Annotated in this window: 15 protein-coding genes and 1 pseudogene; 3 read left to right on the top strand and 13 right to left on the bottom strand. The window is 34.1% G+C overall.

What is annotated here, in order from left to right:
- Positions 1 to 197: 197 nt before the first annotated feature.
- The 11 genes from RU87_RS06930 to ahpC all read right to left on the bottom strand — a co-directional run bounded on the left by RU87_RS06930 (position 198) and on the right by ahpC (position 14,611).
- A complete protein-coding gene (locus RU87_RS06930; RefSeq protein WP_068163335.1) occupies positions 198 to 2,120 on the bottom strand; it encodes a fructose-bisphosphatase class III in 1,923 nt (640 codons plus the stop codon).
- Positions 2,121 to 2,485: 365 nt separating this feature from the next.
- Positions 2,486 to 3,562, bottom strand: a complete 1,077-nt coding sequence (locus RU87_RS06935; RefSeq protein WP_143471392.1) for an ABC transporter permease — start codon at positions 3,560 to 3,562, stop codon at positions 2,486 to 2,488.
- Positions 3,516 to 4,727 carry an efflux RND transporter periplasmic adaptor subunit gene (locus tag RU87_RS06940; protein WP_068163333.1) on the bottom strand — a complete coding sequence of 404 codons (1,212 nt, stop codon included), beginning with the start codon at positions 4,725 to 4,727 and terminating at the stop codon, positions 3,516 to 3,518. The genes RU87_RS06935 and RU87_RS06940 overlap by 47 nt, the downstream gene beginning before the upstream one ends.
- Positions 4,714 to 5,538 carry a carbohydrate ABC transporter permease gene (locus RU87_RS06945; RefSeq protein ID WP_068163332.1) on the bottom strand — a complete coding sequence of 275 codons (825 nt, stop codon included), beginning with the start codon at positions 5,536 to 5,538 and terminating at the stop codon, positions 4,714 to 4,716. The genes RU87_RS06940 and RU87_RS06945 overlap by 14 nt, the downstream gene beginning before the upstream one ends.
- The gene (locus tag RU87_RS06950) at positions 5,535 to 6,377 is read right to left on the bottom strand and encodes a carbohydrate ABC transporter permease (RefSeq protein ID WP_068163331.1); all 843 of its coding nucleotides are present in this window, start codon (positions 6,375 to 6,377) and stop codon (positions 5,535 to 5,537) included. Before RU87_RS06950 ends, RU87_RS06945 begins: the two co-directional genes overlap by 4 nt.
- On the bottom strand, positions 6,352 to 8,496 hold the full coding sequence (locus RU87_RS06955; protein WP_068163328.1) for a peptidase domain-containing ABC transporter: 2,145 nt from the start codon (positions 8,494 to 8,496) through the stop codon (positions 6,352 to 6,354). Before RU87_RS06955 ends, RU87_RS06950 begins: the two co-directional genes overlap by 26 nt.
- A gap of 42 nt (positions 8,497 to 8,538) precedes the next feature.
- Entirely contained in the window at positions 8,539 to 10,752 is a 2,214-nt protein-coding gene (locus tag RU87_RS06960; protein WP_167373831.1) for an ABC transporter substrate-binding protein, read from the bottom strand.
- Positions 10,753 to 10,938: 186 nt separating this feature from the next.
- On the bottom strand, positions 10,939 to 11,109 hold the full coding sequence (locus tag RU87_RS09660; protein WP_156470819.1) for a hypothetical protein: 171 nt from the start codon (positions 11,107 to 11,109) through the stop codon (positions 10,939 to 10,941).
- Positions 11,110 to 11,344: 235 nt separating this feature from the next.
- The gene (locus RU87_RS06965; RefSeq protein ID WP_068163318.1) at positions 11,345 to 12,241 is read right to left on the bottom strand and encodes an Rgg/GadR/MutR family transcriptional regulator; all 897 of its coding nucleotides are present in this window, start codon (positions 12,239 to 12,241) and stop codon (positions 11,345 to 11,347) included.
- 217 nt (positions 12,242 to 12,458) lie between these two features.
- A complete protein-coding gene (gene ahpF, locus RU87_RS06970) occupies positions 12,459 to 13,988 on the bottom strand; it encodes an alkyl hydroperoxide reductase subunit F (RefSeq protein WP_068163314.1) in 1,530 nt (509 codons plus the stop codon).
- Between the two features lie 59 nt (positions 13,989 to 14,047).
- Positions 14,048 to 14,611, bottom strand: a complete 564-nt coding sequence (gene ahpC, locus RU87_RS06975; RefSeq protein ID WP_068163310.1) for an alkyl hydroperoxide reductase subunit C — start codon at positions 14,609 to 14,611, stop codon at positions 14,048 to 14,050.
- Positions 14,612 to 14,948: 337 nt separating this feature from the next.
- On the opposite strand from ahpC, the gene catA reads away from it, so the two are divergent.
- The 3 genes and pseudogenes from catA to RU87_RS06990 all read left to right on the top strand — a co-directional run bounded on the left by catA (position 14,949) and on the right by RU87_RS06990 (position 18,288).
- Positions 14,949 to 15,596: a type A chloramphenicol O-acetyltransferase gene (gene catA / locus RU87_RS06980; protein WP_068163308.1), complete on the top strand. Its 648-nt coding sequence runs from the start codon at positions 14,949 to 14,951 to the stop codon at positions 15,594 to 15,596.
- Positions 15,597 to 15,706: 110 nt separating this feature from the next.
- Positions 15,707 to 16,805: pseudogene (locus RU87_RS06985) on the top strand (IS3 family transposase).
- 139 nt (positions 16,806 to 16,944) lie between these two features.
- On the top strand, positions 16,945 to 18,288 hold the full coding sequence (locus RU87_RS06990) for a PIN-like domain-containing protein (RefSeq protein WP_068163300.1): 1,344 nt from the start codon (positions 16,945 to 16,947) through the stop codon (positions 18,286 to 18,288).
- A 176-nt stretch (positions 18,289 to 18,464) separates the two neighbouring features.
- On the opposite strand, the gene guaA is transcribed toward RU87_RS06990, so the two are convergent.
- Entirely contained in the window at positions 18,465 to 19,994 is a 1,530-nt protein-coding gene (gene guaA / locus RU87_RS06995; protein ID WP_068163471.1) for a glutamine-hydrolyzing GMP synthase, read from the bottom strand.
- Between the two features lie 270 nt (positions 19,995 to 20,264).
- Complete coding sequence (locus RU87_RS07000; protein WP_068163299.1) at positions 20,265 to 20,960, bottom strand: YjjG family noncanonical pyrimidine nucleotidase; 696 nt, start codon at positions 20,958 to 20,960, stop codon at positions 20,265 to 20,267.
- Positions 20,961 to 20,966: the final 6 nt, after the last annotated feature.

Here is a 20,966-nt window from a genome sequence, read left to right on the forward strand (position 1 = left end):
TTGTTCGGAAAAATGAACTATATACTACCTATGTTTAAATCAGCTCGATTTGATACATCATAAAACGTAACTTTCAAGAAAGTGAGTTTAGGATAGTTACAAAAGCATACTTGGAGGTATCTCCATTGCCTTGGGTTTAAGCTATCAATCAGTACTGCTTACAAAAAAAACGTGAGTCTAAGACTCACGTTTCATCACTATGGCATATAGTCCATCAATTGATTTAGATCTGCAATACTTGCACGCAATTGATCCCCTATAGTTGTATCTTTAATTAAGCGACGTTGCGGTTTTTCGGCTAAGAAATTGGCTAAGGTTTCATTCCCCCTACCTTTAGCTAAAATCTCTTCTATTGAAGTAAATGGCGCGTGTGTGACGATTTTAAATCCATAGGAGTCATTTAACAAAGAGTAACCTGCGATACCTGTGGTCTTTTGATAAGCTTTGCTCATCCCACCATCGATCACCATTAATTTTCCATCGGCTTTAATTGGACTTTCACCACTACCTACCTTAACAGGCGTATGACCATTAATCACAACAGATTGCTCATCAGTTAAGCCAAATTCTGATAAAATTTTAATCATCGTATCTCGATTATCTCTCAGGGTAAAGTAAGCATTGCCAATTTCTTTATGTGTTTTTTTATCCTTAATAAAGTAGCGTTCAAATGTCGTCATCGATGCTCTACCAAATAAGGGTGAGCATTTTCCAGCCCAAGCATACCACATCAAATCTGTCGCATAATCATCCTTGATGTCAATATGGCGAATACCCTGTCTGATATACGCATCAAATTGATCGAGTAATGCACGACCTGAATACCTCCCATCTGGCATCGCCATCGATAAAAACTCACCAGATTCAGTCAATGGAATACAGCCATGATAAAGTAAATGTCGATTATAAACGAGGTATGCTGATCCTTTTTCAACTAAGAATTTCATATGACGTTGGAATTTTTCTGATTTTTGAAGAGATGCTAAAATCGTTTGCATCACATGCCCTTCTGCATCAGTTAGACGATTTGGATCATCGGGTGAAATGGTTTGAAAACATGTATCAGTTAATGGATAGTGTTGACCATTTAGGGATATCGTTTGCTTGTCATAATCAATCATCGTCAGTATGTTTCGACTATCCATATCAAACTCAGGCCGACGTGATATAATCTGCCCTTCTAGTTTGAATTGGATGATAGCTAAGGCTTGGTGTACTTTCGATAACCGTTTGTGATTATCTAAGCCATGCAGGTCATCTTGCTCACGCGCACTTGGACTGAACTGCTCACTCTCTTTGTAATATTCTTCAGAAAATTGAAACAAGGCACGTAAATTTAAGCCATAAGCTGACTCTAATTCATAAAGATAGTCATATTTGACAGCAATACGTAATAATGTGGCAAGGCTGGCCAGATTGCCAGCATAAGCACCCATCCAAAGGACATCATGATTGCCCCATTGAAAATCAACATTATGAAATTGGATCAAGCGATCCATCACCTTATCCGCACCAGCACCACGGTCAAATACATCTCCCACCACATGCAAATGATCGACTGTCAACTGTTGTATGGTGATACACAGACTACGAATCAATTTTTCATCTAGATCAAGCTCAATCAATCGCTGAATGATTTGTTGATAATAGTCATTTTTCTCTACTTGATCGGCATCCACACTCAACAGTAATTCTTCTGTAAAATACCGAAAGTCTTCATCTATCGCTTTACGAACCTTTGAACGTGAATATTTAGCACCGATATGTCTTAATAACTTTAAGAGTCGATGAATCGTTTTAGCAGACCATCGATTTGCCTCATCAAGACTCAGAGGTTTCCGCGCTAACATATCTGTCGGATAGGCAATCAACATGGCAAGTTGATCCATGTCTTGATCCGCCTCATCTGGAAAGATTTCATCAATCTTTTCCCGGATATTCCCGGCACCAGTCCGAATAATATGGTTAAAAGCTTTATACTCGGCATGAATGTCACTAATATAAAGTTCTGTTGCTTTTGGTAAATTTAAAATCGCTTCTAAATTAATCAACTCACTCGCTACTTTATCTTTTGTTTGATATTTTTCGAATAATAAAGATAAGTATTTATTCTCTTCCATCGTCACTTTCTTCTTTCAATTAAAGCTAATATCCTTTTAATACTAGCTACATTATAACACGTCAAGACGCAGTCACAAATCAAAAGTTACTGAGTAAATACTAACTAATTTCCATTATTCTAACTCCTCCAAACAACTACTGACTTACGTCTCTTGTCTCAGACGACTTAAGCCCCTAGTACTTAATTGCCAAAAAATAAGCTAGTGGCAAACCTTAGGCTGCTTTGACACCACTAACTTATCATATTATTTTACACTATTTTAATAAGTGGTTGACTAAAAAAGCTGTATCATTGTTTAGTAATACCACGCCATAGTCATGAGACGTTTCTGTAATAATCTATTTTACGAGTTTGTAAGTTGATTTAATCCTTATCGTTTTTACTGACCGATGATAATCGACTACATTTAAACTTTAAATAGCTTATTTTAGACCATAACAAGACTACTATGCTACACACTAATAAGATAAGTATTTTCCCAATCTGATAAAGATAAATGACATCCAAATAACCTTTTGGTGATTTGAAAAATTTGTCTAGTAAGTCTCGCTGACTAGTAAACAGTTTTGAAAAAAAAGAGAAATCTGACCAAGCTGTATTGGGAATAAAATCACTAGGTATTGAAATTATATGACACATTAAAATGCCCCAAGCCAAGCTAAATATTAGACAAAATAACTTCTTATCACTAATTACACAGCTGAAACTTAATAAATACATGTCAATAAGTTTGCATAAAATAAAACATTGATAGCCTAATAGTACCCATAACATCGTTTGAAATATAAGACCCAAGACTTTAAAAGGTAAGAGGTTTCCTGATAGGCCGTAAGTGACTTTCAGTTGGTTAGACAAAACCGCTTCAGAACGATTTTGATCGGCTGGTTTAATGACTAATGTATCTGGCGTAAGTGATAATTGACTTGAAAAATTTAAAACGACCACATTGTTTTGGACTTTAGCAGGTAAGATATCACTGATGACATAAGTCTGTCCTTTTATACTAACAACTTTATTTTTGATATCTAAACTGCCAAATAATTTTCTTGCAACAGATCGCGAAACCAAACACCTAGTTGACTCTCCTAATTCTAAATTTATCAGATTCTGACCAAACAGTGTTTTATCTCCAGATAAAGCAATCAAGTTTGACTTAACATCTTGGTATAAATTTTGGTTGCTTATCGTTTCCTCTTGATTTGAAATAAACAATAACTTAAGTGGGACATGCGTTTTTTCATTAGATAAGAGTATTTTATCCATATCAGATTTACTGATTACTTGTTTAGTTAATCCCAAATAACTATTATCAACATAACTACTTAGTCCATTGAAAATATACAAGGCACAACCAGTTAGCAATACGCTCACCATCAAAAAAATAATTGGTTGCTTATGTTTCATTCGTGCTAATAATCCTAACTTTTGTGTTTTCTTCAACTGATTGGTCGATTTCTAGTAGAATATCACGGCCATCTAATAATTTATTTGCTTTTATTGCTGAAAACTTAGGCGTTTTATCAACCAAAGAAACATCGATTTTTTCAGCGATAATTTCTTCACCCAACATCGTTTCTATTGTTTTTGCTACCAAAACATAATACCCTTGACTCGATTCATGCACCGCACGAGTTGGTAAACAGTATGGATAATTAACAGATTTTTTTGTAACAATAGCTTTGGCACTACTCCCGTAGTTAAAATCAGCTTGCCCAAGATTTAGTTTCGACTTGAACATTTCTGGATTTTCTGTATCGATACTAGCTTCTATAACTGACGCCTTATCATACTCATTTTCTACATCTTGAGCAGAGATACCTATGACTGTTACTAGTTGACCCATTTTCAAATACTCCTGGGCAGTTTTTTGTGTTCGCAGCACTAGTATGTTATCTGATTTTTTGCTAGCAATCATTAAGGCAGCTTCCTCTGTTGTTATTTTTCCTTCAGTGATGAAAATTCCCGTGACATACCCTTCTGTTGTTGCGTTAACAATACCATCTACTGACTTAACTTGCACTAACTTATCTTTATCTGCTACTAATGTTGCTCTATCAATCAGTGCAGTTTTCCCATCTACTGCTGCTATAGGTGTTTCACTTTTAGCTAATTGCCAAGCGTTATATGCTTCTTGTTTTGTAACTTGATCTACATCTGTCTCTTTAATCCCTTGGTAATTATCTAATGCTTGTTTAATTCTTAAGGCTTGCGTATTTTTTTGTGATATTTCTTGATTTTCCGAAGTTTGAATCATTAAGTCCAATTTTTGAATCTCAGACTCTAATTGAGTTATTGCTTTATCTATGCTACTCATCTCAAGTTTGAATAAAGGTGTTTCAGCTCTGACTTCTTGATTAGCATGCACGTAAATTTTCTCGATTTTTTGCCCATCTAATGTAAAAATAGGGATACTATCGGCTTTGGCCACTTGTCCTTCAAATATCATCTCATCTACCAACGTCTCTCTTTTTAACCTGACAATAGATACCTTAGGGACAGTCATATGACTCGTTACTTGCGATACAAAAGTCAAAATAAAGATAAGGATGATAAATATAGTCAAAAACCTGATAGATTTTTTTTGTAGATATTTACTTATCCGCAATCGTTAATCCTCCTATTAAAAATTCTCTGCAACTGTATAATATAGCAATCGGTACTACCATCGCAACAACCACTGAAACAAAAATCAAGGTCATATTATCCACTTTTAACATCATAATGTACATGGGTAAATTCCATAATGATTTATTTTTAATATAGGTCATAGTGGATTCAAAACTTCCCCAGTAGTCAATAAAATTTAAAACAATCGCAATCATAATACCCTTTGTTGCAAAAGGTAGGCCAATTTTTGTAAACAACTGCCACTCATTGGCACCTTCTAGCACAGCATATTCGATGACTGATTTAGGAATATCTCGAAAATAAGGCGTGATGATAAAGACAGCCAAGGTATAGAAAATTCCAGGCAAAATAACCGCACCTAATGTGTCTAATAGCTGCATTTGCTTGAGTATCATATATTGAGGGACCATCAATACAACAAAAGGTAAGACCATTAAGAGAATATAAAGATTAAATATAATATTTTTACCTTTAAATGTCACACGATAAAACCACCAAGCAGCTGGTAAATTGACAAGTAACTGTCCTACTGTAATTAAAATCGTTGACTTAAAACTATTCCAAAATGCAACGAAAAAAGAAGGTGTATCCAATAATAAGGCAACATACGCACTAAGTGTTAAATACTTAGGAAATATAAACAACTGATAATCATGAGATTTTGACCCATCATTTAAAGCACTAAGATACGTCTTCACTTCAAAATTACCGATAAAACTCCCAATCAAGATAAAACATATCGGATATAAGCTGATAAATAAGATGAATAACACAACCACTTTTTTCATACTAATCCCTCACGATTAAATAAATAGTTGATAGGATAGATGATGATGATAATTGAGATGACATACAATAGACTACCTACTGATAACTTATCAATGCCAAAATCACGAAACCAATTATTAAAGACATGTTGTAGCATATAAACACTTCTATTAGGATAGTCTCCAAAAATCGCATAAATATCTCGATAAATTTTAAAGCTATTCAGTAAAGAAAACAGTACCACTACAAAACATGTCTTTCTTAAATTTGGCAAGATGATACTGCTAAAAATCAATTTATCATCAGCTCCATCTACCTGTGCAGCTTCGATATAAACATAAGGTATATTTTGAATACCAGCTAAAAACAGAATAGTCATATATCCTAAATTCTTCCAAATAAAAATAAACACTAAAACAACTAGCGAAGCTGACGAATTTAACCAGTCAATGCTAAGGCTTGTGATCATATTTAGCATGCCATATTTTGAAAATAAAATTTGCCAAAAAAATCCTAAAGATACTGCTGGAATCACTAAAGGAATCATGTAAATAACTTTTAGATGACCCCACTTATCATGAAACTGATTTAGCAATCTGGCAAACATCAAAGCACTGATGATTAATAGCGGTATAGCTAGCACCATAAATAGGGCGGTATTTTTTATTGCTAATTGAAAGGATTTATTTTTAACTACCATCACTAGATTATCAAATCCGATAAATTTTTTAGTCGCAAATCTCGTAAAAACCTGATAGATAATCTGGATAAATGGTATGACATAAAAAGTCAATAAGCCAATTAAACTAGGAACAATAAAATAATGAATTCTCCTATTGATCTGCATATAGTTTGCCATTTTCTAGTCTCAAAATCATGTCTCCTGATTCAATCATATTTTCGTGATGACTGATTTTAATCAACATAATATGAGCAAACTGTCGACGCACGTAGGTTAAAATACGAGTTAACATCTCCTGATCGATTTGATTTAAAGATTCATCTAGTATGAGTACTTTAGGATCTTTCAATACCGCTCTTGCAAGTGCAACTCTTTGCCTTTGTCCGCCTGACAAATTACTACCATTTTCATCAATCACAAAATCAAGACCTGATATATCTGATTTTGTGATATCATAAAGTTCAAACCCCAAATATACACTTTCTAGCAACTGATGGCTTGCTTCAAAAAATAATAAATTAACTCTCAAACTTCCTTTAAATAAAAACGTACTCTGTGATAAATAGATGATATTTTTTCTAAGATAATCAAGCGTTATCGTATTGATATCACACGCATCAATCTGAATCTGTCCTTTAATTGCCTGATAAAAAGCAGGTAATAGTTTAACGATACTTGATTTACCACCTCCACTTTCACCGACTATAGTCACATTCGAAACGCCTGATAAGCTAAAACTAATATCAGAAAAAACATCCTGTCGGCCACCATAAGCAAACGACACCTGATGATAAGAAATTTTTTGAAAATCAAGATTTTGGTTGACTGACCTGCTCTCCAGAGAACTTTCTTTACTTGCCTCAATTACATCATTGATTCTATCCATCGTCACGACTGATTTTTGAATCTGAGGAAATATGTTAATCAGATCCTTAACGGGGCTCAAGAGAAAATAAACTAAAGTTTCAAACGAAATCAATTCTCCCAGTGTTATCTGACCCACTAAAACCATCTTACTACCTTGCCACAGTACCAATAAGACACCGATGCTTTCAACCATCGCCACTTTTGTTTCTAGTAGGGTAGTGATAATCCCTAGGTTGAGATTATGCTTTAAAAATTGATTGATTCGACGAGTAAATTTTGTGATAAAATACGGTTCAACAGCTAAACTTTTTACAGTTTCAATGCCATCTGCCGACTCTTTGAGCAAAGAGACAACTGCAGACTGAGTTTCCTTAACAAGTCGTTGTTTTTGACTCATCTGTTTTTTATATATCAAGACGAGCAAAATATATGCGCCAACAATGACTAATACAAGTTGAAAAAGTCTCTGATTCAAACTTATTAAAACAACACAGCCAATCATTGTCGTCATCATATTCATCATGATGGAAATCCCTGCACTTGAAATCAAAAATCGTATATCTGTGATATCTTGAAAGCGATTAATAATATCTCCTGTTTCTTTTGTATTAAAAAAGGATAAGGGTAACTTTAAGACGTGTTCAAAATAAGTCAGCATCAGTTTCTTATCTATCCGCTTAGCAAAATAAACCAGTAAGAAATTTCTGAAAAAACTAAAGCATGCTTGCAGTAAGACGATCGATATAAATAAGAAGAATAAGGCATCAAGCCCTGTGATAAATTGGTCTATCAGGTTATTTATCTGATCAAGCAATGTTATATTTGGCTTTATCTGATCAACTTTAATAATCTGCTGATCAATAATTTTTTGATAAATAGAGGTAGAAAATAAAGAAATGATCGCAATCCCTATAGAAGTTAAACTAATCAAAATAAGTAATAATTTTTGATCAGCTAACATAGCAAAATATTTTTTATACTTGCCTTTAGCTAGGTTTTGAGCTTTAAATGACTCGCTAGGATAGATAGTTAAAATATAACTACTCCATTTTTTTTGGAAATCAGCATAAGACCACTTTTCATGGCCTACAGCTGGATCAAAAAGATAAATATACTGCTCTGATATCTTTTTGATCACGACATAATGTGCTAATTCATCTCTTTTAATCACGTGAGCGATGAGAGGTAACCGAATCGTTTCATTAGCCATTCCTTTTTTAAGCTCATAAAATGTCCCCTTTAAGGCTTCAGCTTTAAAACCATAATAGCGAGCAGTTTCCTGTAGGCTTGCTAGATTGGTGCCACTAGCATCTAATTTTGCTACTTCTGATAGCCTAGCATCAGATACGATTAACTTATAGTGCCTAAAGACTGTCGAAAGTACTGCTATGCCACAATCTTCTTCTCTATGTTGTTTTACACCACGCATCGTTTTCTCTTTCCGTTCATATCGACCTATTCGCTGTCTTTTTTATTCTTTCAAATACAAGTCTATTTTTGAAAAAGCATTATCTGTTGCATGATCTACACTGATTTGATCAGTTAATATGTTGTCTATATCTTCATATAAAAAGTCTACGATGAGTTTGTTAAAGAAAAGTGGCGTATTTAAAGCTTTTATTTTTTTATCCCATTTTTTATAGAAAGCATCACTATAGCCGATATTATCAACCTTAACATTCTTTTTAATCGGATCCTCTCGTCCCAGCTTCATCCTACCCCAATATTTTAAATCAGATTTAGTCATGGATTTATTTAAAGGAATACCAAACAAACTGTATGTATTTGCTTTCTGACCTTTTTTAGTTAGTGAGAAACTTATAAAGTCCTTAGCTATTTTCTGATTTTTACTTGTTGATAAAACACTTAGTGTATTGAGAGGGACATAATACTTAGCTTTTCCTTTATTTATGGTGGACAAGTCCACACCTAACAGCTTACCAATCGACTCATTTTGTAAAATACCCTTTGGGTTGGATTGAAAGTCAACTGCAAGTTGACTTTCTTTGGCTATCAGTTCATCACCTAACCCCAAACCAAAAGCACCAGCTCTAAGTTCTATTAGCTTTTCTAACTTATCTTTTTTTCTTCTAGCTTCATCACTAGTAGTATCTACTAGATTATAAAGCGTCTTTAATGTCGTATAGTAAGACTTGATGTTTTCTCTAGTAAGTTGCTTATCTTGTGATAAAAATATCTGATATAGGATTGTTGAGAATTGTTCAAAACCACTCAAGTCTGCATAAACAGGTAGAGAGTCAGTTTTAGCAAGTTTCTCCACATATGCTGTTACATCTGACAAACTGCCTAATGCTTGATTAAAGCCACTATCTGGCATTACAGTTGGGAGTGACACTTGATTTGGTATCCCATAATATTTTTTGCCATCTTGATAAGCACCTAATACAGTTGTCCAAATCTTATCTTTATCCTGTTGCTTGATAATATCTGCTAAGTCAACAAGTAAGTCCTGTTTTTTATAAGCCTCGACATTTAGATGATCTAGCATTAGCACATCAGGTCCATCACCGTTTGCAATCTTAGTATTGAGCAATTTTATCAACTCACTAGTCGGAATTTGATCTTTACTTGTACCAGCACTGGTTGGTTCATCGATGCCAAATTCATGCACCACATCTAACTCTGGATGTGCTTTCTGATAGACTAGGACTAACTGCTTAATATAGTCATCGTTATAAAGAGAATATACCTTAAATACCTTACCTTTGTCCTTTGTTTTTTTCTTATTTGGTACAAGTTTTACTAGTTTTGAACCAGATTCAGACGCTGTAAAAACAAGAAATTGTTTTTTAGGTGCTGTTAAAATAGCGGTAACTACTAGACCTGTATCAGTTAAGCTTGTTTGCTTTGAAGAAAATAAAAAAGATTCCTTACCTTCTTGATTAATTTCTTGCATACCCATATCAGTTAGTACAAAGTAATTTGTATTATCATCCAAAATTAGAGAAGATTTACCTTTTGCCTGTGCCATAACTGCTTCTACTTTTTTTAGTGAAGGCGTCAATGTTTCTTCTTCAAAGTCTTTAGCTGAAACGACCTCTAGTGTTTGACTACTTTGATAATAGAGTTTATCTTGTGTAATAGTCGTCGAGATAAACGGTGCTGTTGTCTTTTCTTTTTCTACTTGAGCTGTTTGTAGATTAAGACTTACTGTCTTTCCAGCTTTAGTATCTAAAGCTATCAACTGATTGTTTATCAAACCACCAATGGTTAACTGTTCTGCATCTAACCGATCTGTAATGGTCTGATTTAATGGTGTCACTTGGTTTTTATCATCCATGATAAAGATTTCTTGACTATAGCCATTTTCTGAGTTTTCCTTTGGTTTCAAAAAGGCTATCACAGCACGGTTATCCTGCGTTAAGACTATCTCTGTCGTACCCATTTCTGATGTGTGAAAACTACGATCAGTAAAAGCTTGTGATAAGTCAGCTACTTCTTGCCAACTTTGTCCTGATGCCTTACTCTCAAAAATCTTAGGATGGCTAGCATTTTTATCAACTGCAAAAATGCGAATCTTACCATTTTTAGTTTTCGCGGTCGCTAAGACATGCTTTGCAGATTCAGGTAATGACAAACTCACTTCTTTATAGCTATTCGTATTTGTTTTTTTAATTTGAGGAGGCTGAGTAGTGCCTCTGGAACAAGCACCTAGTATAACCATACAAACACACAAGCTTACTATTCGACATAGTTTCATCTATCTACTCTCCTATTGATTACCAACCTATTTTTTTAACGCTATCGAGGAATTATTTTTAATTACTAGGATGTAAGTTTCCATTTAACTTGAAAACTTACATAAACTAATCAAAAATATTACTATCTGCAGTTTTGACTAGATTTAAAATTAACTATATGCATAAGGGTGATGGCCTTTATATTTATTACGATGCGCTACGGCCGTGTCACTAGCTGTAGATAAGAAAGTATGTTTATAACTTAAATAATCACATTCTGGACAATACCAACGAGCACCACCATTAACGGTCTGCGCTTCAGTCACATTCACTTTATTCATGAGAGGCTCCTTTCTACTATTAGCACTACGTTTGAGCTAATAGACTGATAACATACGTTCCGATTTCAATAGTCTAATCGTCATGAGACCTTTAAAACCTTTCAATATGTATTAAATAGTTCAAACTAATTTAATAACTTCATTTTATCATATCAAATTTGGTAATTTTAGAAATGTGCGAATCTGCTATACTTAGTAACTAGAAATTTAAAACATATTCATCTTAGTCTATCAGTTATGCATCATCTGATACACTTATGCCCTCATCTGAACAAAATTTAGTCATATGATACGTCAAGTCATCGACTAAAGCAGTTACGCCTAACTTTTTAAGCACTGCTATATCTTGCAACAGTTCCCCATAAACCACAAGGTTTTTTTCTTGTTTAAAGCGTGCTAAACGACTAAAGAGAGATAGCACAATCTCTGCCTCCATATCTTCATCACTAATCATTTTTTCTATCTCCATTGCCATATGTCTTGCATAGCTATATCGATTTCGATAAACTAAATTAGCAAATAGATGGAGCATAGTCCTTTTGACAAGTACGCGATGTGAGGTTATCAGCTGAGACAGTTCGTTACTTTTTAGCATATCCATACCCAACTCATAGATATCTTCATCGGCTAAGGTCGTTAGACAAAAATCAAAAATATGAACTTCAAACTTAGTCCATTGTTTAATATTCTCTAAATAAGTTATAGTAAACGCACAATCTGATGAAGTTATGAGATCTTCTCCACAAACTTGATAAATCGTGATTTTAAGCATGACATTTTTAATACGATCAATTTTACTTTTTGCTCTTTTTTTTAAAAGCATTTTCATTTTTTCTGTCTTTTTTAAACTTGCTAATTCAAAAAGCTGATCTCTAAATTCATGAATCTTATTGAAGTTCTCTTTTGGCATCAAAGCAAAAAATTCATGTGGTGTCATGTTCAAACCACGAATGGCTAATAGTAACGCATCCGCAGAAAAAGCATGCTCACCCTTTTCAAATCGAGCAATCTGGGTTCTATGGAGATATTGTCCTGCTACATCACCATATGTATAGCCACGTTCCTCACGTTTCAACTTAAAGTAGGCGCGTATATCTATAAATTCATCTTCATATTGTTTTAATTTTGTCATGGTCTATCCTCCAAACTTAAATATAAAAAATGTTAGAAAAATTAAACAAGTGTCTTTTAAGACATTTTAACATAATTTTTTGTATTTTGTTATACTATCTATTTTTTTAATAAATAGAGAATCTTAATGTCAATAGACTTATCACTGTAAAACAAAAAAATCAAGTACGCATACTTGATTTTTTTAAATTTATAGTTGAGATATTAGAACACGAAACTTAGTTTCTGATCATGTAGTCAAACGCACCTAAGGAAGCTGTTGCACCACTGCCCATCGCGATGATGATTTGTTTATAGGCTGAGTCTGTACAGTCTCCTGCTGCAAAAACACCAGGGAGGTTTGTTGCACCTTGTTTATCTACGATAATTTCACCGCGTGCTGTGCGCTCTACAACGCCATCTAACCATTCTGTATTTGGTACGAGACCGATCAAGATAAACACACCAGCAAGTTCAAGCGTAACAGCCTCTTGCGTCTCACGGTTGACATAGTCTACACTTTCGACTTTATCTTGTCCATGGATTGCTTTAGTTTCCACATTTGTAAGGACTGTGACATTATCTAATGAGTAAAGTTTATCTTGTAAGACTTTATCTGCCTTTAATTCTGGTAAAAATTCTAAGACAGTGACATGTTCCACAACACCAGCTAAGTCAATCGCAGCTTCAATCCCTGAGTTACCACCACCAACTACAGCTATTTTTTTCCCTGCAAATAATGGGCCATCACAGTGTGGACAGTAAGCAATCCCTTTGTTTTTGAACTCCTCTTCACCTGGAATCCCTAATGAACGCCAGCGTGCACCAGTTGATAGCACGACAGTTTTAGACTGTAAAACAGCACCATTTTCTAAAGTCACTTCAACGAGCTCATTTTTAGCTAATTTGACTGCTTTTTGTGTTTTCATCACATCAACTGGATAGGTTTTAACATGCTCTTCTAATTGGGCTGCTAATTTTGGACCTTCTGTATAAGGTGTTCCGATAAAGTTTTCAATTCCTAGCGTTTCTAGAGGTTGACCACCAAATTTTTCAGCTAGGATACCTGTGCGGATACCTTTTCTTGCGGCATAAATTGCAGCACTAGCACCTGCAGGTCCACCCCCAACAACAAGGACATCATAAGGATCTTTATCCTCAAATGAGTCACTGCCGACTTGACCAATTAATTTGTTTAGGATTTCTTCTGGGCTCATACGACCACTTGAAAATTCTTCATCATTAACAAAAACGGTTGGCACAGCCATCACACCACGTGCATTTATCTCATCTTGGAACATACCACCTTCAATCATCGTGTGTGAAATATTGTCATTCAGTACACTCATGATATTTAGGGCTTGCACAACATCTGGACAATTATGACATGTTAAGCTCACATATGTTTCAAAATGATAAGGTTTAGTAATGGATTGGATACGTGCTTTTAGGTCTGCTTCTATCTTAGGTTCACGGCCACTAACTTGTAATAAAGCTAGAACTAAAGAATTGAATTCATGACCTAAAGGTACCCCAGCAAAAGCAACACCAGATATAGAGCCTTTTTGATCAACTGAAAAACCTGGTGCTTTGATGTCTGATGATGGCTCGATCGTGATTCTCGGAGACATATCAGCAATTTCAGTGACAAAATCATGTACTTTTTTGCCATTAGCATCAGATGTATCTGCATTTAAGCGTAAAACAAGATCATTTTCTAATAAGTCTAAGTACTGTTTAAGTTGTCCTTTAAGATTTTCTTCTAACATTTGACCCTCTCATTTTTTCTATTTTGAAAAAGGCGACCTAACTACGTCGCCTGATTCATTTAAATTTTACCAACTAAATCCAAACCTGGTGTTAATGTTTCAGCATCTTCTTTCCATTTTGCTGGACATACTTCACCTGGATTTTTACGTACATATTGTGCTGCACGAACTTTATCAACTAATTGACTTGCATCACGACCAATACCGTCTGCAGTAATCTCTACAGCTTGTACAACACCATCTGGGTCAATGATGAATGAGCCACGTTGTGATAAACCAGAATTTTCATCTAATACATCAAAGATACGTGAAATTTTTTGTGATGGATCTGCAAGCATTGGGTAAGTCACTTTACCAATCGCTTCACTATGCTCATGCCACGCAGCATGTACAAAGTGTGTATCAGTTGAACATGAATAAACATCTACACCCAATGATTGTAATACATCATACTGTTCTTGTAAGTCTTCTAACTCTGTTGGACATACAAATGAAAAGTCTGCAGGATAGAAAACAATGACTTGCCATTTTCCTTTAAAATCTTCCGAGTTTACAGTTAAAAATTTACCTTCTTGGTAGGCATCAGTAACAAAGTTTTCTATTGTTTTTCCAATTAATGACATTGATTTTCTCCTAATTTCTATTAATTTTATCTTCAAAATCATTATCGCAAAATAGTAATGCTTTATCAATTATTATGTTTATTATTTTAGTTTTTGTGCTGAGTTGCAAAGTTTTATACACGAAGACCTATGACAAAAAAGAACAATAAAAAAACTAGACGTACTTTTAAGAGGCATAGCTATTATGTGCTAATGAATAGCTATTTTAAATCAGGTAGTTAATTAGTAATTCAAGATAATATCTGATAAAATTAACTATAAAAAGTTATACCTGCATATATCCAGAATCAAACTATGATAACTACTAGCAAGTCATTAAAAAAATAAGAGGCACTCTATGTTTAATAAAATGGAAAATGATTGGCCAAGACAAGAACATTTTTGGCACTATTTCAATACTGTCCCCTGCACTTACAGTCTGACAGTTAAAATTGATATCACAGCGTTACTAGAAGCACTTAAGGAAAACAACATTAAGACTTATCCAGCTCAATTATATTTATTATCGGCAGTTGTAAACCGATTGAAGGCATTCCGGATGGGGGTATCAGAAAATAACGAAGTTGGTTATTGGGATATTTCTCACCCTTCATACACAATTTTTAACAATGAAACAAAAACTTTTTCTAGTATTTGGACATGTTTTGATGAAGACTTTAATAAATTTTACCAATCCTGTTTAGCTGATATTGAGCTGTATACGCATACAACCAAGTTTTCACCAAAATCCGAAGAACCAGAGAATACATTTAATATATCTAGTATCCCATGGGTTGATTTTACCTCTTTTAACTTAAACATTTATGGTGATGAAAGATATCTTGCACCTATTTTTACAATTGGAAAATACATTGAGGAAAATGGTAAGACTTTAATGCCATTGGCGATACAAGTCCATCATGCTGCATGTGACGGCTATCATGTAGGTCTATTCATTGAGATATTGCGAGATATGATTGAAAATTATCATTCTTGGCTACGTTAACTTACGACAATTGACATTAGGTCAAGTTCTTAGAGTGGCATTAGTATAAATTGATGTTATCCTTAAATCTTAGAGTCACTATTTAATAATTTATACAAAAGACAAAAATTATGACAAAACGATACCCAAAAGACTTTAAAGAAATAATTATTCACTATAACAAAGCGGACAACCAGTCACTCATTTATCTAAGGAATATGATATGTCTCCTGTAATCATCTATAAATAAATTGACCTTTACTTAAAACATAATGATCATTCAATATCTAAATCTGATTATCTTGATCTCAAAAAACAACTAGCGCAGGTTAAAATAGTTTAAAAAAGTATTGACCATATTCGCCGAGGAAGAGAATTGAGTGTTGTGGATATGACAAAAACAATACCAGCTATCGCACTCAATGTCAGGTTAATTTGTCAACTGATTGGTGTACTTGAATCAAACTACTATGAACGAATCAGTTGTCCACCTTCTAAAACGCAATTAAGACGATAAGCACTTTCTCAGAAAATTAGTCAGTTATTCAAAGAAAACAAAGGTATCTATGGTGCACATAAAATTTATCAATTATTGCTTAAGTAAGGTGAACAGGTTGGCATAAAAATTGTTCAAAAATTGATAAGAGGACTTTCATTGAAATCTATTGTCATTAAAAAATTCAAAACGGCTCATACTTTAGCTGATACACTTAACCGACAAAATCTGATATTATCTGAACCTGTTGAGAAGAATCAGGTTTGGTCACCTCAAATCACTTATATTTTAACACAACAAGGCTGGTGTTATCTCTCAACCATTATGGATTGCTACACGAAATAAATTATTGCTTGGGATTTAGATAAACATATGACTGTTGACGTAGTTAAGCGCACCTTGAGAAAAGCGATTCAATATCAGGGGAGACGGAATCAATTATTCTCCATTCTGATTAAAGTAGTCAGTACACAAGTAATGAATATGAAGTACTACTTGAAAAATATGGGATTACTCATTCTTTTAGTAGGAAAGGCTGTCCTTATCATAATGCCAGTCTTGAATCGTGGCATGGTCACTTGAAGAGGGAATTGACTTACAGATTTAAATATAAAAACTTTGAAGAAGCTTGTCAGAACATTTTCTGGTATATTGAAGCCTTTTATAATTCAAAACGTATTCATCAAAGTTTAGGGTATTTAACGCCTAATCAATTTGAAAAACTAACTGCTTAAATAAGAAAGAGAATTTATACTAATGCCACTCTAAGAACTTGACCTAATGTCACTATTTTATATTAATAAATATGATACAATACTATTGTAGAGAGAACATTCAAGATATAAAATTATTGTTAATTAAGAGGGATAATAAATGGCAAATTTGAAAGAGCTTTTTCCAGAGTTTTATCAATCTAAACTAGATATAAAAGATTTGAGCAATGAAAGTGAGAATTTATTAGTACTAGATACAAATTATCTTTTAGATATAATTCAATTACCTACAACAGTTTCAAAGAAATACATAGAAGCGTTGGAAAAAGTAAAAGAAAATATTTATATACCTTATTTAGTGGCTCTGGAGTTTAATTTTAAAAAGAGTAGTTTGAAAAAAGGAAAAATTAAAAAGATTAGAAAGTATAAAAATGAGATAGAGCAATCAGTTGTAAATATTAAGAAAAAAAATGATGAAATTGATTTAGTAGATAAAGAGGAAAAAGAAATTTTTACTAATGAGCTACTTACAATGACAGAAGATTACTTAGCTGAGTTAAAAAAAATAGTAGATAGTAAGGTATCTTCGATGATTACAGAGGAAGAAAACGAATTATATGAAAGACTTATTTCTGTAATTGAAAATAAAGTAGGTAATAAATATAGTCAAGAGTGGATCGATGAAATAGAGAAGCAGGGAGAGGAGAGATACGAGCAAAATATCCCCCCTGGATTTAATGATTCTTCAAAAGTAGACGAAATCGATTCACTTAGAATGTATGGTGATATAAAATATTGTAGGAAATATGGTGATCTTATAATATGGAAAGATATTATTGGGTATTCAAAAGAATATGCGAAAATGGGAAAAAAAGTTGTTTTTATTACAAATGATGGTAAGGCTAAACAGAAAAGAGATTTGTTATACAAAGTTGATGATTTGACGGTAGGTCCTAACATCCATTTAATGAATGAATTATACATGGAGGCCAATAAAGAACTCCATATTTTAAATAATTTGAGATTTGTCCAGCTAGTGAATGATTTAAGTGATGTAGAGATGAATAAGTTGAAAAAGTCTTCCGAAAAAATGTATAAAGTAAAAATTCCTCATGATCAAATAGAGAAAGAACGAATTAATCTAATGAAAAAAAATATAGAAAATAATGAGTATGAACTTGGAATTTCTGATGATGGATATTTATTTAAAAAGGAAAAGAATCATATAGACAATTTATACAACTTTGCTATCAAAGATATTGAACGAAAAGAATTAAAAAAATATATCAATACGATAATCCATGACAAAGACATAGAAGAACTTTATAAAATGTATTTATTAAATAAATTAGCCGAATCTGAACTAAAAGATTATAAGCAAACGGAATTTTACGATAAAGATGACCGTTCAAATAAAAGATCTTATGATAGTAAATCTAGGAAGTCCATTTTTAATTTTGACGATGATTTAGAAGAAAATTTTGACAATGAAGAAAACGAATAACTAAAAAAATAATATATAATAACAAAGACTTATTTTAATTAGATTTACAATCTGAATAGGTCTTATTTTCTATGGAATTTTATTAGTAGAAAGGAACAGAAAAATGAAATTGGTTACAATATATAAAAAAAGAACCGTGAAGTCCTTTACTATAAAAGGATTCACGGTTTCTTTAACTATTCCCACTCAACAGTTGCTGGTGGTTTAGCGGTGATATCGTAGACGACGCGATTCACGCCTTTGACTTCATTTGTGATCCGACGTGAAACCTCAGAAAGAACTTGCCAGTCGATTTCAGCAAAGTCAGCTGTCATGCCATCGATAGATGTGATAGCACGGATAGCAATAACAGTATCATAGCTACGGAAATCGCCAGTTACACCAACTGAGCTAACGCCTGTATCTACTGTGAAATACTGCCAGATTTTCTCGTTTAGTCCTGCTTTTGCAATCTCTTCACGCAAGATAAGATCAGAATCACGCACTTTTTCAAGACGTGGTTCTGTAATCTCACCCATAATACGGATAGCTAGTCCTGGACCAGGGAAAGGTTGACGCCATACAAGATCATGGGGCATACCAAGTACTTCACCTAACTCACGAACTTCATCTTTAAAGAGTTTGTTAAGTGGTTCGATTAACTCGAACTGCATATCTTCTGGTAAACCACCGACGTTATGATGACTCTTGATGGTTTGAGCTGTATCAGTTCCCGACTCAATCACGTCTGTATAGAGCGTACCTTGTGCAAGGAAGTCTACACCATCTAATTTAGATGCTTCATCATCAAATACTTCGATAAATTCATTACCAATGATTTTACGTTTTTTCTCTGGATCAGCTATACCAGAAAGTTTATCCATAAATCTATCTTTACAGTCAACTTTAATGATATTAAGGCCAAACTTACCACCTAAATCATTCATGACTTGTTCTGCTTCACCTTTACGAAGTAGACCATGGTCAACAAAGATAGATGTTAATTGGTCACCAATAGCGCGTTGTAGCAACACACCGACAACTGATGAATCGACACCACCTGATAAGCCTAGTAAGACTTTTTTATCACCGACTTTTTCACGGATTTCTTTGATTTGTTGGTCAACAAATCCTGCCATTGACCAATCACCTGCTGCTTTAGCAATGTTTTTTACAAAGTTTTCAATGATTGTATGGCCATATTCACTGAGTGTTGTTTCAGCATGGAACTGTACGCCGTAAAGACCTTTTTCATCATTTGCGATTGCTGCAATAGGTGTTTTATCTGTATGCGCTGCAACAGAAAACCCTTCGGGTAATGCTGTCACGTTATCAGAATGACTCATCAGCACAGTCTGCTCACTTGGTGTACCTGCTAATAAGCGAGAGTTAGCGTCTAAACTAATTTTAGTTGGACCAAATTCACCATTACCTGGATTAGCTTCTACTTTTCCGCCAAGTTTTTGTGTCATCAACTGCATACCATAACAAATACCTAGGACTGGAATACCGAGCTCAAAGACACCTGGATCAATATCAAAAGCATTATCTTCATATACTGAGTTAGGACCACCCGAGATGATAATTGCTTTAGGATCATAGGCTTTGATCTCATCTAATGTCATCTTATGGCTTTTTAGCTCAGAAAAAACACCAAATTCACGAATACGTCGTGTGATCAATTGGTTATATTGGCTACCGTAATCCAGTACGATGATTTTTTGCATATCTTGCGTATCAGTAGTTGTCAAAATGAAACTCCTTTATAGTTTTGCGACTCTTATGTCTCTTCTATTTTACCAAAAAAAAGAGGCTTTTTCAGATTTATTTTAACCTTTGTCAATTATTTTAGCACTGATGATGCTTTAGCATGCCTCTTATACAGGTCAGTGTCTTTCTAAAAAAAGTTAAGGGGCATTAACTTTACCAGCTTTTAAGTTTCATGTTCAGAAAAAGCAGCCATCTTAATCGGTCACTGCTTTAATCTTTTTTATAACTTAAGCTAGTAATGCCTTAATCTGCGCTAAGTCTTTAACACGATAGGTTGGCTTGTGTTCCTGAGATAACCTGTCATGCTGTGTGCCATGATCTAACCAGACGCTATCGATACCTGCCTGATTCGCACCCTGGATATCTGACGTTAAGGTATCACCTATCATCAAAAAGTTAGCTTTATCATATTTTGGGTATAGCTTAAAAATATGAGCAAAAAATGATGAACTCGGTTTGACATGACCAATCTCTTGAGAGATGACTACCTCATCAAAATAGGCATCAAACCCAGTTAATGCTAATCGATTATACTGTGTGTTCGTTTTACCATTCGTGCCTACGACTAACTGATAGCCCTCTTGTTTAACACCGTCTAGCAAGTCTTTTGCGCCTAACATGACTGCATCATTCACATCTAAAACTTGTCGATAAGTCGCCTCTGCTTGCGCACCATCAATCTCTTGATCAAACTGAGCAAATGTCTTTGAAAATCGCTCATTAAGTAGAGGTTGAGCTGGTTTTCCTAACTCGATTTGTTGCCATATATCAGCATTAATTTTTTTATATGCCGAAACCCATGCGTCATAGTCTAATGCTGATTTTTGAAAGGTATCGAATACCGCTTTTAACCCTTTTTTCTCGCCTGCTTTAAAATCCAAGATTGTGTCATCTAAATCAAAGATAAGCACTTTGTAGTTCATCTTATA

It is taken from the genome of Pseudolactococcus plantarum, from assembly GCF_002441715.1.
GTDB lineage: Bacteria > Bacillota > Bacilli > Lactobacillales > Streptococcaceae > Pseudolactococcus > Pseudolactococcus plantarum.